The organism is Acinetobacter sp. YH16051, assembly GCF_013417135.1.
In the GTDB taxonomy this organism is placed as follows: domain Bacteria; phylum Pseudomonadota; class Gammaproteobacteria; order Pseudomonadales; family Moraxellaceae; genus Acinetobacter; species Acinetobacter towneri.
Map to the genome: position 1 here is coordinate 1 of NZ_VPEN01000003.1, position 14,552 is coordinate 14,552.

General features: G+C 40.7%; 11 protein-coding genes, 1 tRNA gene and 1 pseudogene. 8 read left to right on the plus strand and 5 right to left on the minus strand.

Going from position 1 to position 14,552, the window contains the following annotated elements; translation table 11 throughout:
* Positions 1-126: 126 nt before the first annotated feature.
* A pseudogene (locus FTV41_RS03445) lies at positions 127-513 on the minus strand (hypothetical protein); the annotation flags it as partial.
* A 244-nt stretch (positions 514-757) separates the two neighbouring features.
* Between FTV41_RS03445 and FTV41_RS03450 the strand changes: the two are divergent.
* The 3 genes from FTV41_RS03450 (at position 758) to FTV41_RS03460 (ending at position 6,096) form a co-directional block, all read left to right on the plus strand.
* Positions 758-3,862 (plus strand): multidrug efflux RND transporter permease subunit, encoded by a 3,105-nt coding sequence (locus FTV41_RS03450; RefSeq protein ID WP_179996135.1) that lies wholly within the window; start codon positions 758-760, stop codon positions 3,860-3,862.
* A 163-nt stretch (positions 3,863-4,025) separates the two neighbouring features.
* Complete coding sequence (mgtE, locus tag FTV41_RS03455; RefSeq protein WP_179988559.1) at positions 4,026-5,360, plus strand: magnesium transporter; 1,335 nt, start codon at positions 4,026-4,028, stop codon at positions 5,358-5,360.
* A 145-nt stretch (positions 5,361-5,505) separates the two neighbouring features.
* Entirely contained in the window at positions 5,506-6,096 is a 591-nt protein-coding gene (locus tag FTV41_RS03460; RefSeq protein WP_004972119.1) for a DUF4112 domain-containing protein, read from the plus strand.
* A gap of 111 nt (positions 6,097-6,207) precedes the next feature.
* Here the strand turns inward: FTV41_RS03460 and htpX are convergent, their stop codons facing one another.
* Positions 6,208-7,113: a protease HtpX gene (gene htpX, locus FTV41_RS03465; RefSeq protein ID WP_004972117.1), complete on the minus strand. Its 906-nt coding sequence runs from the start codon at positions 7,111-7,113 to the stop codon at positions 6,208-6,210.
* A 188-nt stretch (positions 7,114-7,301) separates the two neighbouring features.
* Positions 7,302-8,189, minus strand: a complete 888-nt coding sequence (locus tag FTV41_RS03470; RefSeq protein WP_004972115.1) for a lytic transglycosylase domain-containing protein — start codon at positions 8,187-8,189, stop codon at positions 7,302-7,304.
* 556 nt (positions 8,190-8,745) lie between these two features.
* On the opposite strand from FTV41_RS03470, the gene ttcA reads away from it, so the two are divergent.
* Positions 8,746-9,666: a tRNA 2-thiocytidine(32) synthetase TtcA gene (gene ttcA, locus FTV41_RS03475; RefSeq protein WP_104853169.1), complete on the plus strand. Its 921-nt coding sequence runs from the start codon at positions 8,746-8,748 to the stop codon at positions 9,664-9,666.
* Between the two features lie 248 nt (positions 9,667-9,914).
* Positions 9,915-10,298: an SCP2 sterol-binding domain-containing protein gene (locus tag FTV41_RS03480; RefSeq protein ID WP_004972111.1), complete on the plus strand. Its 384-nt coding sequence runs from the start codon at positions 9,915-9,917 to the stop codon at positions 10,296-10,298.
* A gap of 163 nt (positions 10,299-10,461) precedes the next feature.
* Here FTV41_RS03480 and FTV41_RS03485 read toward each other — a convergent pair whose 3' ends face one another.
* The gene (locus FTV41_RS03485; protein WP_179991135.1) at positions 10,462-11,577 is read right to left on the minus strand and encodes a transglycosylase SLT domain-containing protein; all 1,116 of its coding nucleotides are present in this window, start codon (positions 11,575-11,577) and stop codon (positions 10,462-10,464) included.
* Between the two features lie 363 nt (positions 11,578-11,940).
* Between FTV41_RS03485 and greB the strand changes: the two genes are divergently transcribed.
* Complete coding sequence (gene greB, locus FTV41_RS03490) at positions 11,941-12,438, plus strand: transcription elongation factor GreB (protein ID WP_004972106.1); 498 nt, start codon at positions 11,941-11,943, stop codon at positions 12,436-12,438.
* Between the two features lie 86 nt (positions 12,439-12,524).
* Positions 12,525-12,614: transfer RNA gene (locus tag FTV41_RS03495), tRNA-Ser, on the plus strand.
* 104 nt (positions 12,615-12,718) lie between these two features.
* Here the strand turns inward: FTV41_RS03495 and FTV41_RS03500 are convergent.
* Positions 12,719-13,141 carry a hypothetical protein gene (locus FTV41_RS03500; RefSeq protein ID WP_179988560.1) on the minus strand — a complete coding sequence of 141 codons (423 nt, stop codon included), beginning with the start codon at positions 13,139-13,141 and terminating at the stop codon, positions 12,719-12,721.
* 65 nt (positions 13,142-13,206) lie between these two features.
* Between FTV41_RS03500 and FTV41_RS03505 the strand changes: the two genes are divergently transcribed.
* Positions 13,207-14,265 (plus strand): restriction endonuclease, encoded by a 1,059-nt coding sequence (locus tag FTV41_RS03505; protein ID WP_257221906.1) that lies wholly within the window; start codon positions 13,207-13,209, stop codon positions 14,263-14,265.
* The last annotated feature ends 287 nt before the right edge of the window (positions 14,266-14,552 follow it).

Below are 14,552 nucleotides of genomic sequence, written 5' to 3' on the forward strand. Positions count from 1 at the left end.
GTACACAGTGCACTGGGTTATGTATCGCCTTTTGAGTTTGAAGCAATGTACTATGATAAGATTAACCCGTTAGGTCAGGTGGCCTAACTTAAATAAAAAAGTCTCCGACAAACCCGGTACGGTTCATCCATTGCTATGGTCGCCATCGCTATCTAAAGATTGTAAAAATACCATTAAGTTGGTACGGGCATTTTCACTTTCAGCCAAATCTAGTGGGGTAATACGTGCTTTAGCTTCAATGGCTTCACCAAGTTGCACATCACCAATAAAGAAGCGAACAGTATCACTCTCAGCATATTCAAACTCACCTTTATCATTGGTGATACCTTCAATACTTTCACCTGAACTCGAAGCTCTGAGATATTTAACCCCAGTTACAGGGCCATCGGTCAGTACACCAATCTGTGTTGCTGAACTCGGTGGCGGATTCTGATTGCTACCAGAATCATTGTCTGACCCGCCACATGCACTGAGTAAACCTGCTAAGGCTAAGCAAATTAACGTTTTTTTCATCATGATTTCCTTGTCATCTCGTTGTTTATAGACAAAGTATAAAAACATGGCTGAGTCGCTGCATATCCTAAAGTGAGGAGGTTAAGGGCTTAAATCTGTGAGAAAAAATGAAGAAAAAACAATATTTTTGTGAAAAAGTATAATTTTTTGATTTTCAGTCACGGAAGATCCACTCGCCTATGTTAATTTGAAGAAAAATATTGCGTGTTTAAGCCCAATCGCCACCAGAAAGTGATCTTGTTCTATGCTGTCTAAATTTTTTATTGAACGTCCTATTTTTGCAGGTGTGCTCGCCATTGTGGTGATGGCACTGGGGATTTTTTCAGTATTAAATTTACCTGTAGAACGCTACCCAGACATTGCACCACCTCGTATCACCGTCAGCGCAACGTATACAGGAGCTTCGGCAGAAACGGTTGAAGAAAGCGTCACACAGGTTTTAGAACAGCAAATTAAAGGCTTAGATCACTTACTGTATTTTAGTTCTAGCAGCGATTCTTCAGGACGAAGTAGAATCAGCATTAGCTTTGAAAATGGTACCAACCCCGATACCGCACAAGTCCAGGTACAAAATGCGATTAATGGTGCAATTAACCGCTTACCTGAAGATGTGCAGCGTCAGGGGGTGAATGTCTTTAAGTCATTGGGCGATACCCACATGGTGATTGGGCTGTACGATGCCACAGGCAAAAGCAGCAATATTGCCTTGTCTGACTATATGATGAGTCATTTAGAGCAAGAGTTGGCACGCATTGAAGGTGTGGGTGAGGTCGATGTTTTTGGTGCGCAATATGCAATGCGGATTTGGCTGAATCCGATAAAGTTAAAACAATACGCACTCATGCCAAGTGATGTACGTGCTGCAGTATTGGCACAAAATACCCAAGTCGCAGCAGGCGCAATTGGTGAATTACCCATAGCACAAGAACAATATCTCAATGCCAAAGTCACCTCAGGTTCACGCTTAAAAACGGTAGAAGAATTTGAAAATATTATTTTAAAAGCAGATCAGGCAGGTGGCTTTGTTTATTTAAAAGATGTGGCACGTATTGAACTTGGTGCAGAAAATTATCAAAGCTTTAATACCATTAATGGTTTTCCATCGGCAGGGATGGGTATTTCCTTATCGTCTGGTGCCAATGCGCTACAAACTTCAGCCTTAATTCAAAAACAAATTGAGCATTTAAAACAACAATTGCCCGAAGGTTACCAAATTGTCTATCCACGAGATAACACGCCTTTCGTGCAGGAATCAATTAATGAAGTGGTGAAAACTTTAATTGAAGCGGTGATTTTAGTTGTCATCGTGATGTTCTTGTTTTTACAAAACTGGCGCGCGACGCTCATTCCTACCGTAACCGTGCCTGTGGTGATTTTAGGCACTATGGCCGTGTTGCAACTCTTTGGCCTAAGTATTAACACGCTGACCTTATTCGCTTTGGTTTTAGCGATTGGTTTGTTGGTGGATGATGCGATTGTCGTGGTCGAAAACGTCGAGCGTTTAATGCACGAACAGCAGCTCTCGGCTAAACAGGCATCTATCGCATCTATGCAGGAAATTAGCGGTGCTTTGGTCGGCATTACCTTAGTTTTGACCGCAGTATTTATTCCTATGGCATTTTTTGGTGGTTCGACTGGGGTGATTTATCGCCAGTTTTCCATCACCTTAGTCACTGCGATGGTGCTGTCTTTAGGTGTGGCCTTAATTTTAACGCCTGCCTTGTGTGCCTTGATTTTAAAACCCAATCCACAACCAGCCCAATGGGCCATCTGGTTTAATCAAAAACTGGAACGCTTAAAACAACACTATCTCAAATTATCAGGCTGGACGATTCAGCATAAAGCGGTGTGTCTGGTTATTTTTGCAGGTTTATTGACGGTGTTTGCCTTGTTTTACCGTGCCTTACCTACCAGTTTTATCCCGAATGAAGATCAGGGCATGTTGTCGGTGCAATTTAAATTACAGGAAGGTGCGCCGTTGTCTAAAAGTCGTGAAGTGGGCGAAAGCATACGTGAATACTTTATGCAGCATGAAGCCCACAATGTTGATTTGGTGATGATTCGTTATGGACGTAATTTTTCGGGAACAGGGCAGAATTTAGGGCAGGGTTTTATTGCGCTAAAACATTGGGATGAGCGTCAAGGGCAACAGCATACCGCACAAGCTATTCGTGAACGTGCCATGCAGCATTTTCGACAGCATCCCAATGCACAAATTACCATTGGCATGCCCGCAGCAGTTCGTGGTTTGGGGCAAACCGATGGCTTAGAGTTCTGGATGCGCGATGTGAATGGTACAGGACGCGATTTTTTAATTCAGCAATTTCAAAATTTACAGCAGCAAGCCGCTCAATATCAAAGCTTTAAAAATTTAGATCAACGTGCCAATCCTGAAAAAGCGGAGTTAAACGTCACGATTGATCAGAAACAGGCGATGGCAGCAGGTTTAAATCAAACGGCTATTAACAGTACCTTAGCGGCAGCTTGGGGCGGTAGTTATATCAACGACTTTATTGACCGTGGTCGAATTAAACGTGTGATTATGCAGGGTGATGCCGAATTTCGTGGTAAACCTGAAGATTTGAATCAATGGTCGGTACGCAGTCAGCAAAATCAAATGGTACCTTTTAGCCAGTTTGCTCAACTCAGTTGGAGCGGTGGGCCAGAAGTCGTCAATCGTTTTATGGGGTATAGCGCCGTGCAAATGGAAGCCGATACTGCCGAAGGATATAGCTCAGGGCAGGCGATGCGTGATTTAGAACAGATGGTGGCACAGCAGCAGGGCATTGACTTGGCATGGAGTGGGTTGTCTTTTGAAGAAAATCAGTCCAGCAATCAGGCTTTGTTACTGTATTTGGTTTCCATCGGGTTTATTTTCTTATGCCTTGCTGCCTTGTATGAAAGTTGGAGTATTCCAACAGCCGTGATGAGTGCCATTCCTTTAGGAATTGGTGGAAATATTATTTTCAGCTATTTGGCAGGTTTCCCGAACGACATTTATTTCCAAATTGCCTTGCTTACCACCATTGGTTTGTCATGTAAAAATGCCATTTTAATTGTGGAGTTTGCTTCGGCTGCGCAGCAACAAGGCAAACAGGTGATTCAAGCCGCTTTAGAAGGTGCAAGCTTACGGCTCAGACCTATTTTAATGACCTCATTGGCATTTGGTGCAGGTATTTTGCCGCTAGTATTTGCCTTTGGTGCAGGTGCAGCAAGCCGTCAGGAAATTGGGGTGAGTGTTTTAGGTGGAGTTATTTTTGGCACAATTTTAGTGCTTGTTTTTATTCCGTTTATGTATGTGCTGGTTCGTTCTATATTTCAAGTGAATCGTTCATCACCCATAAACTAAAGATGTTTTTATTAGGCACTTAGCAAAATTATAGGCTATGATATGAAACGCTAAAAATCTTGTATAAATCTACAGATTTTCGGGTTTTTAAGGGTTGGTTTGGGCTGAGAAACTTTGCCCATTCTTCATTTTACGTTTTGGAATGATGGAGTGGGTGAGATTAATGACCAATCTGCACGCTGAACAGTTAGAACAAGCCTTGCAATTACATCAGTCAAGTACAGTGCGCAGCTTGATCGATGGTATCAACCCTGCCGATTTAGCCGACTTAATGCAGCACTTGAGTCTGAAAGCACAGCTGAGTTTAATTGAACAAATTGACAGTGCTGCCTTGGTGATGGAGTTTTTACCACTGCATTCGCAACATCAAATTGCAGAGGCGATGGCACCGCAGCAATTGGTCAAACTGATTTCAGCCATGCATTCAGATGACCGCACCGACTTATTTAAGTTACTTTCTCCGCATTTACAGCGTTTTGTCAGCTTACACATTACGGAAGAAAAACGCGCACAGATTCAGACTTTAGCGCGATATCCTGAAGAATCTGCGGGCGCGATTATGAGTTCGGATTTCGTGGTGCTCTCACCAGAACTGAACATGCAGCAAGCCATAGATGAATTACGCAGAATGACCACAGATCGGGAAACTTTGTACCTGATTTATATTGTCGATGAACTGATGAAACTATTGGGGGTGATTTCTTTAAGAGAAATAATTCAAAACCCGCCTGAACAGAAAATTAAAAATGTGATGCGCACAGATTTAGTCACTGGTTTAGTGACAGAAGATCAGGAAAGTATCGCGCAAAAACTCAGCCATTATGATTTTTTGGCCTTACCGATTGTAGATGATGCACAGCATTTACTGGGGATTGTCACCTATGATGATGCGATGGACGTGGTACAGGCAGAAACTACAGAAGACTTTTTAAAATCCAGTGCGGTAGCGTCTTCACCTGGCATGAGTATAAAAACTGCGCCAATTTTATTTTTATATCGCAAACGTGTGTTTTGGTTGGTGATTTTGGTATTTGGCAGTTTATTGTCTGGAATTGGCATTGCGCATTATGAAGACACTATTGCAGCACATATTGTACTGGTTTTTTTCTTGCCGCTTTTGGTCGGTAGTGGTGGTAATGCGGGTTCTCAGTCTGCGACCTTAATGGTACGGGCACTGGCTACAGGTGATGTGCAATTTAAAGATTGGCTGCATTTACTCGGACGTGAAAGTTTGGTGGCGCTATGTTTGGGTGGAACTATGGCTTTTGCGGTTTCAATTTTAGGCTATTACCGTGGCGATATGATGGTGTCTGTGGTATTGGCACTGAGTATGCTGGGCATTGTGCTGATGGGCTGTTTAATTGGCATGAGTTTGCCTTTTATTTTGCATCGCCTGAAACTAGACCCTGCCAGTGCCTCTGCGCCTTTGGTAACCTCGATTTGTGATGCAACGGGCGTGGTGGTGTACTTATTTATTGCTTCACAGTTGTTACTTTAAACACTGTCGGTGATGATGACTTATTCAAGACCTCATCTTAAACTTTTTGCATTGATCAAAATTCTGTTTATAAAATCATAACAGACCTGAGTAAAAAACTGCTTTATTCTCAAGTAGATTGCATTTACCCAACGATACGTTTTCTATGCCAGAACCTGCATCTTCAAAAAAACTTAGCCAGCAAGAGGTGATTCGCTTAGAGCGCGATTTAGCCAAGTTTGCCAATATGATGGATTCTGTGGTGCGTATTCCATTTACCAAGCAGGGCGTGGGAGCAGATGCCGCATTAGGCACTGTACCTGTCGCGGGGGATGTCGCAGGTTTTGCACTGACCTGTTATGCGATTTATAAAGCCAAACAAATTGGTGTACCACAAACCAAACTCACTCCCGTGATTAAACTTGCTGTGATGGATGCAGTAGTTGGTTTTGTGCCAATTGTCGGCACAGTATTTGATGTATTTATTCGTCCAAGCCGTAAAGCTTTAGATGTAGTGCATACGCATATCCGTGAAGAATATCAGATTCACAGTGAGCATCATGTGGTACATCCTTTTTTACATGAGCGATTGGAACGTAAACAGCAGCAGTCAGCATTTTGGCGTAATCCTGTAGTGGCATGGCTGTGGCTACATTTGCCTGATTTGCTTGGTGTGATTTTTCTTATTTTCTTTATTTGGGCAGCATGGCTCGGTGCAAGTTGGTTGTGGCACTGGTCACAAAGTTTTGCTGTTTAAATGAACCTGTTTAAAGTACAAAACCATCTGGCAGATCTAATTTACAGACATGAAAAAAGCTTCCCTGAGGAAGCTTTTTGGTGTCGCTGTTACAATATCTTGCTAGCAGTATTAAGGTAAATTTAATTGCTGTAAAGCTGCAACACGTTGTTCAATGCTTGGGTGAGTTTGGAATAACGCTGCCAAGCTAAAACCTTCTTCTTTACCTGCAGAAATCGCAAAAGCTTTCATTTCTTTTGGCATTGCATCAGGCATTTCAGATTCTGCCTGTAAACGTAATAATGCAGAAATCATGGCTTGCTTACCTGCCAAACGTGCACCTGCTTCATCGGCACGGTATTCACGTTGACGCGAGAACCACATCACGATTGAAGAGGCCAAAATACCAAATACGATATCCAGTACAATGGTAATTGCAAAATAAGCCAAGCCTGGTGCTTCGCCATCTTCACGACCAAATACGTTACGGTCAATGAAGTCACCTGCAACACGGGCAAAGAACATGACGAATGCGTTGACCACACCTTGAATCAGTGCCAAGGTCACCATGTCACCATTGGCAACGTGACCAATTTCGTGTGCCAAAACTGCACGTAATTCATCTTTGTTCATACGCTCAAGCAGCCCTGTAGATACAGCGACTAAAGCATCGTTTTTATTCCAACCTGTTGCAAAAGCATTCGATTGGTAAGAAGGGAAAATACCCACTTCTGGCATTTTGATACCAGCACGTTGCGACAATTGCGCAACTTCATTTAATAACCACGCTTCAGCTTGGTTACGAGGGGCATTCGGGTCAATTAATTCAGTCCCAGTTGTTTTTTTCGCCATCCATTTAGACATGAATAGTGAAATTAAAGAGCCAACCATACCAAAGACAAAACAGATGACCAACAGGTTGCCTAGGTTTAAGCCACCCGCGCCATGGTAACTACCGACACCGAAGAGTGACAAAATTATGCCAGCTACAACCAGTACCGCGAGGTTGGTTAGCAAGAACAAACCAATCCGCATCATTGAGTAAATCCTCTTATATTAAAAATGTAATCTGATTTATTAATAAACCATGCCGTAAATATGCGGTGTATGTATTAAAAATTCAAGAAAAATAATAAAACTGTACTAAAAATATTTTGAGCTGATACTGCAATCAGCACTTCATTTGAGCTTGCGGCAACGCAAGCTCAAATGAAGTGCTGTAGCTTTTATTCTGAAATAAAAATACGTGCCGAAGCCGTGGCATTCCCTGTCGCGTAAGAACCTGCAGGTGCATCGGTAAAGCGACCATCGGCAGCCATAATAATTTGACGTTGTGGACGTTTGTTTGCCGCCACTTGATGATTACTGGCAGTGTAATTGTCTGACTGCGCAATCACTTGTGCATTTTGACTCTGAGTATTGCTATTGTTATTTGCCGTAATCGCGTTACTGCCAGAACTTGCACTAACGCCGCTAGCATATAGGTTGCTATAGCGACTGGTCACACGACGTACATAATCCTGTGTTTCACGAAAAGGCGGTACGCCGCCGTATTTTGCAACATTGCCTTCGCCTGCGTTATAGCCCGCCAAAGCTAAAGTGGTGTTGCCATTAAAGCGTTTGAGTAACCAAGCCAAGTATTTTGCACCCGCCATAATGTTTTCATGCGGGTCATAAGCGTTGCTGACATTAAAACGTCGTGCTGTCGCAGGCATGAGCTGCATTAGACCTTGTGCACCGACAGGCGAGCGGGCGTTGACATTAAAACCTGATTCGGTATGCATCACTGCTTTAATTAGACCTTCTGAAACACCGTGTTGTTGTGCTGCTTGCTGAATAATGTGGTCAAAGGCGTTTTTATTGCGGCTATAACTTGGCAATACCGACGCTTCGGAATTGCCCCAGTTGCGATAACTGTGAATATTGCTGTCTGGATAATATGTGACTTTTACTTTTGTCAGTGAACGATCTGCACTTTTACGGTTGGTCAGCAAGGTACTGCCATTGCTGTCCTTATACATATAAATTTGACCTGCGTGCGTTGTCGTTGCCAAAGGCATGATGCTGGCAGTCCCCAAAATATACAGTAAAAAGGCATTAATTTTATTGTTCATGCTGTGAATACACTAAAAGCTGTCCCCAAACAGTTATGAGGAGTTTAACAAAAATCTCACAGATGAAAAGGCTTTGTACAAATTCATTTACAGTAGTGTCGAAAAAAATCAAGCTTAATTGCTGACAGAGTAATCAAAAAAAATATTTATTTTTTTTTAATTGGATCAGCTTGACACACTTAAGTGTATGATTTTAAATTAAAATAAAATCGATCAAAAAGTGATCAATTTAAAGAGAAGCCTTAGAATAACGGCAAGAGGCGTTGTCAAGTTGTTTTAAATCCACAAAGTTATCCACAGCTTTTGTGGAAAACTGTGGAAAAGTCCAAAAGATAAGCATCTTGGCGAAAAAGTGAACCTGAGGGTTCAAACTTGCCGCAGAAAAAACGATCTGCGCAGACAAAAATAAAGTGTGCAAACAGAAATGAACGCGCAGTCAGAAATTAAGTTCTCTGACGAAAAGGAAGATTGCGATGAAATTACATTCTTTTGATGCGGGATTGGTCTGAATCGGCTAAAATTGCGCGGTAATTTTTTTCATGGGTTAATCGCGTCTATGTTCTCTCCAGTTGAGTCCGATCAAGGCTTTAATTTCAAACCAGAACTTCCAACCAGCTCTGCGTATTATCGTTTGTTGAAAAAGCTGCGTCGTCAAGTCGGGCATGCGATTCGTGACTTCAACATGATTGAAGATGGCGATAAAGTCATGGTGTGTATTTCTGGTGGTAAAGACAGTTATACCTTGTTGGACATTATGTTGCAGTTCAAGCGCATCGCACCCATCAATTTTGATGTGGTGGCTGTGAACTTAGACCAAAAGCAACCAGGCTTCCCTGAAGATGTATTGCCGCGTTATTTAGAAGAAAATAACATCCCATATTACATATTAGAAAAAGACACCTATAGCATCACCAAGCGTTTAACGCCTGAAGGTAAAACTTACTGTGCAGTGTGTTCGCGTTTGCGTCGTGGTTCTTTGTATGGCTTTGCGCAGGAAATAGGGGCAACCAAAGTGGCGCTTGGGCATCACCGTGATGATATTTTGGCGACTTTTTTCTTAAACTTGTTCCATGGCGGTAGCTTAAAAGCCATGCCACCGAAGTTGTTGTCATCAGACAAGAAAAATATGCTGATTCGTCCACTGGCTTATGTGGAAGAAAAAGACATCATTAAATATGCAGAAATGCGTAAATTCCCAATTATTCCGTGTAACTTGTGTGGTTCACAGGAAAACTTACAGCGTGCCATTATTAACGACATGTTACGTGAGTGGGATAAAGCACATCCTAAGCGTTTGCACAGTATTTTTGGCGCATTACAGAATGTATCGCCATCGCAGTTGGCAGACCGTGAATTATTCGACTTTGAAGCGTTAGACAGCCAACGCGTATTTGATTTTGCCGATCAGGCCGAACAAAACGCAGCAGAGCAAAACAAACGCATCAATATGGTCAATTTAGGCTACGCTGCAGACTAAGCGATAACAGCCTGTCAATCCCTTTAAAATGTAATCAACACCAAGCCAGAGCTTGGTGTTTTTTTATGAATTTGATTTATTTGAGAAAGTCGTCATTTCGACTAAAAATACAAAAACTGAACGTCCCGTACAAAATTTCTTAGCCTTTCACGAAAGGTTCATGCTATAACAATCAGCAAGCAAAACAGCTTAATAATGATGGTGTCTGGATAGACAACACACATGCACAAATATATTGAGGAAAAATCATGCCTGCTTTTTTAACTGATGATTGGTTTGCAACTGTAGAAAATTTAACGGCTCAAGCTGGTGATTTAAACCTACCTCCAGCACTTGCAAATCTGGCAATTAACTTAGTGGTGACTGATGCTGCAGGCAACACAGAATTGTCTTTAGATGGCGGTAAAATCCAAAAAGGTTTGGCGGACAACGCAAAAACAACATTAAATATGGATGCGGAAACTTTACGTAAAGTATTCCTAGAGTTTGACATGGCGGCTGCTATGCAAGCCTTTATGACAGGTAAAATCAAAGTACAGGGCGATATGTCACAATTAATGGCATTACAAACTGCAAAACCAAGCCAAGAACAAAAAGACTTATTTAAGAAGATTCTTGAGCAATCTGCTTAATTCAAGCGATTTACGCTGTAGCAGGCGAATTTCCCGCTATAGTACAAAAAAGCCTAGCTGAAGTATCAACTAGGCTTTTTTATGCACTGCAGCTTTAACAGCGCATTATTCATGTTTGAATTGCAGCTGATATACACTGCAACTCAATCACGCGAGGTAAATTTTAGATATTCACCAATTGCGGTGTGGTCTTAATATGCTCAAGGTAGGCGCGAATACGAGTCACATATTGCACTGCTTGACGATAACGACCGTTGCTCGCTTTGTTACGGTCTAAATACGCATATAGGTTAACCCAATTGTTCGGGTTTTTGCCTTGTGAGCGAATACGCTTCTGAATTTGACTGACTGCACCAGGACCCATGTTATAAGCGACTAGGGCATACCAGTTACGATCAGGAAATGGAATATGCTCATAACGGCTCAGCATTTGGTCATAATACTTAGCACCACCCTGAATACTTTGTGCAGGATCGGTACGGTTGCTTACGCCCATCGCTTTGGCTGTATTATTGGTCAGCATCATAATACCGCGCACACCTGTTGGCGAAACCGAGTTGGGTTTGAGGTAAGATTCCTGATAACCAATTGCCGCCAAAAGATGCCAGTCTAAATCGTACTGCGTGGCAGTCTTTTTAAAGTTGGCCTTATATAAAGGTAAACGATTACGCAAATCCCGCTGGATCACATCCCACGATTCTTGTTTGACCACATTACGATTATAAAATGAAGCCAATTGGGTAATTGAGCCGTTTTGCTTGCCACGACAAACAAAGTTGTTTGCGGTTTGGCTAAGAGGATCATCTGCGTGTTTAAACACCCAGTTCAGCTCACTATTTAAACCATTACGCTTTAAAGTATTTAAATCGCCACAACTGGCAGAAAATGCCGTGAGTTGCTGCTTTTCGATGCTTTGGATACTCGACGTGGTCATGGCAAAGTTCGCTTTACCAGAAGACACCCATTTTAAAGCGGTCGCATTGTCGCTTACCGTTTTAAATTCGAGTTTCACATTCATGCTGTCGGCATAGTTACGCACAAGGTCATAACCAAAGCCATGTAAATGTTGTCCATCTTTAAACACTGTGGTTGGATTTTCCACAGACACAACGGTCAATTTGTTCTGATTGACGACGCTGTCAAATTGATGAACGGCTTTGCCTGCGTTAATACTGTGGAATGGGAGAAGAACAGTACTGAAAGCGAGGACTTTGAATGGGAGGCGATTAAAAAATGAGTGAAGGCTAAGCCTAGACCCAGACGTTGAACTACTGTGCATGTTGGCTCCGCTACAAGTAATTTATGCCCTAAAAAGCAAAGGCAACACACCTTAAACTTTTTCAAGTTTGATAAATTCAATAAGGGTTGGGCAGTCATGACGTCATTCAAAATGACTTGGGATTAAAGGGAAAATGTGTAAAATTTATACACAGGTTAAAAAGTGATCAAAACTAAAAGATGTGCGAATAATAAAGATGAAAATTTTGGATGTCAAATTTTGTACATAAATTTTTTGAAAAATGTAACATAAGATATTCATTTCATTGAGAAATAAATTTTATAAATTTTTATTGTGTATAAAAATGCAATAAAATATAGGATTGATGTTAACCAAATGTAAAAAACCGGCTGCAAAAACACCATGAAATCTAACTTAATTACACGTTCTGGACACGATAAACTCGTGGCAGAGTTACAGCATTTGTGGCATGAAGAACGCCCTGAAATCACCAAAAAAGTAAACTGGGCGGCAAGTCTCGGCGATCGCTCTGAAAACGCAGATTACCAATATAACAAACAGCTTTTGCGTAAAATTGACCGTCGGGTACGTTATTTGGGCAAGCGTTTAGAAGAGCTGCGTATTGTCGATTTTGCACCAGAACAAGAGGGTAAAGTATATTTTGGCGCATGGGTCGAAATTGAAAATGAACAAGGCGAGCAAAAGACCTTGAGAATTGTGGGCGTGGATGAAATTTATGATCATCATCCACAACATATTTCGATTGATTCACCTATGGCTCGGGCTTTGTTGTCTAAACAGGTAGATGATGAGGTGGAAGTGCAGACGCCGTTAGGCAAAAAGAGCTGGTTTATTAATTCGATACGCTATGAAAAGCCTGAAATTGCAGAAAATGACTGATTTTTGATTTTATTTTGAACATTTGGATCATAATTTTTAGAAAATATTTGCCAAGCTGAATTTTTCTTTATATGATAGCCGCCATTGGAAGCGTGGCAGAGCGGTTTAATGCACCGGTCTTGAAAACCGACGAGGGTGTGAGTCCTCCGTGAGTTCGAATCTCACCGCTTCCGCCAAATATCAATGACTTAGCCCTGACATACTCAGGGCTTTGTTGTATTTGGGGTTTATGCAAGGTAAGCCTGTAGTAAGCATAATAAAAACTTGGTTTGAGTTTAAATTATTGTTCAAGACTAAATACAATCTCAAATTGGATACCATCCCAAATAGTTAATTCACCGATCCAATTGGTTTTTGCATTAAATCTTTTAGGGTATTGGCTGCCATCTTTGCCATCTAAAATATTTTGAAAATCCGAGCTTTTATCGAGCATAGCTATAATAGGTCTAATTTTTAATTTTTCTTCTAATGCTAGATCAAGGTTTTTCTTAAATTCATTACGTCCATTACCAGACCATCTATCAATACGGTCACGATAAACCTGTTTTCTTTCAGTTGGATGTTTAGATAATAAAGGTTTATGACCCCATAAACTAACAATTAGCTCATTATTAGAGCTAATTGAAGATACTGACCAGTTCGGATTTTTAAGATCAGCATCAAATTTTTTAAACTCAGAAACGATACCCACAATAATACTCATATTCAAATTAATCCTTATTTAAGATATGCTGAACGGCATAAATTACAAGTATTTAAGGTTAATAAATGTCTGATACACCGACTGTTTGGGGTGTACACATGGGCGTACATGTTGGAACTGAGCCAGTTGAAAAAAATTACATTGGAATTGGCTGGTCAGAGTTAGGTGATTTAAGTCAGATTGATGCTGATAGGGAAGCCTTTAAATTTGCTTTGCAAGCAAAGCAACCTGATTCTTCAATGCCTTCTATCCGAACTCAGGTAGCCACAATTTACAGATTTATGCATGTGGTAAAAACAGGAGATTATGTGGTATACCCATGCAAATCGGATAGATTGGTCTATATTGGTATTATTAGTGGAGATTATGAGAGAGCTAATTCTGAAGACGAAGATGCTTATTTAAATCGTCGTCCTGTAACATGGCTAACACCTAATGGAGTCCCACGTAACAATTTTTCTCAAGTAGCGTTATATGAAATTGGTGCTTACATTACGTTGTTTGAAATTAAGAAAACAGCAGGTGATTTTTTAAATGCTGTAGGTATTGAATACCAAGCTACAATAAATAAAGACCCAATAGTTGAGTTACAAGAGCAAGAATTAGAACAAGAAGAAATACCCGATGATGAAACAGTAACTAAAGTAATTAATGAAACAGCAAAATATTCAACTGAAGATTTTATTATTCGCAGATTAAATCAACATTTAAACGGTTATCAGTTTGAAGAATTTGTCGCTCATTTGCTTGAATGCATGGGGTATGTTGCTAGGGTTACTCAGAGGTCGGGTGATGGCGGTGTTGATGTTATTGCTCACAAGGATACACTTGGCTTCGAACCCCCTATTATTAAGGTTCAATGTAAAAAAACTTTAACATCTAATGGCTTACCTGAAATAAATCAACTTTTAGGTACTCTTGAAGATGGCGAATATGCTTTATTTGTTAATCTTGGAAGTTATAGTAATCAAGCAAAGAGTAAAGCTACGAATAAATCACGGTTAAGACTTATTGATGGTAAAGAGATTGTAGAGTTAATTTATCGTTATTATGAAGATTTTAAACCACAATATAGAGCTTTAATCCCTTTAAAGCAGGTTTTTATTCCTGATATTGGTGACTAATTCCTAGTATCGTCAGGATTTGTTGCCTAAACATTCAGAAGCCGAATTTTCCGAAATCCATTCAAATTTAAGTAACAACTCGGATATGTGGTCTGTCTAAGTCCGTAAATTTATTTAATGTAGTCATACGTACATGAATCTTAAAAGAAAATTCTACTTTTAGATTATTTTATTTTAGGGGGATTACGATCTTCCAATAATTTGATGCAATTTAGCTAAAACTTCCTTTTAACAAAAAACCAGTGAATTTTACAATTCACTGGTTTTTGAAATGACATTATGTAGAG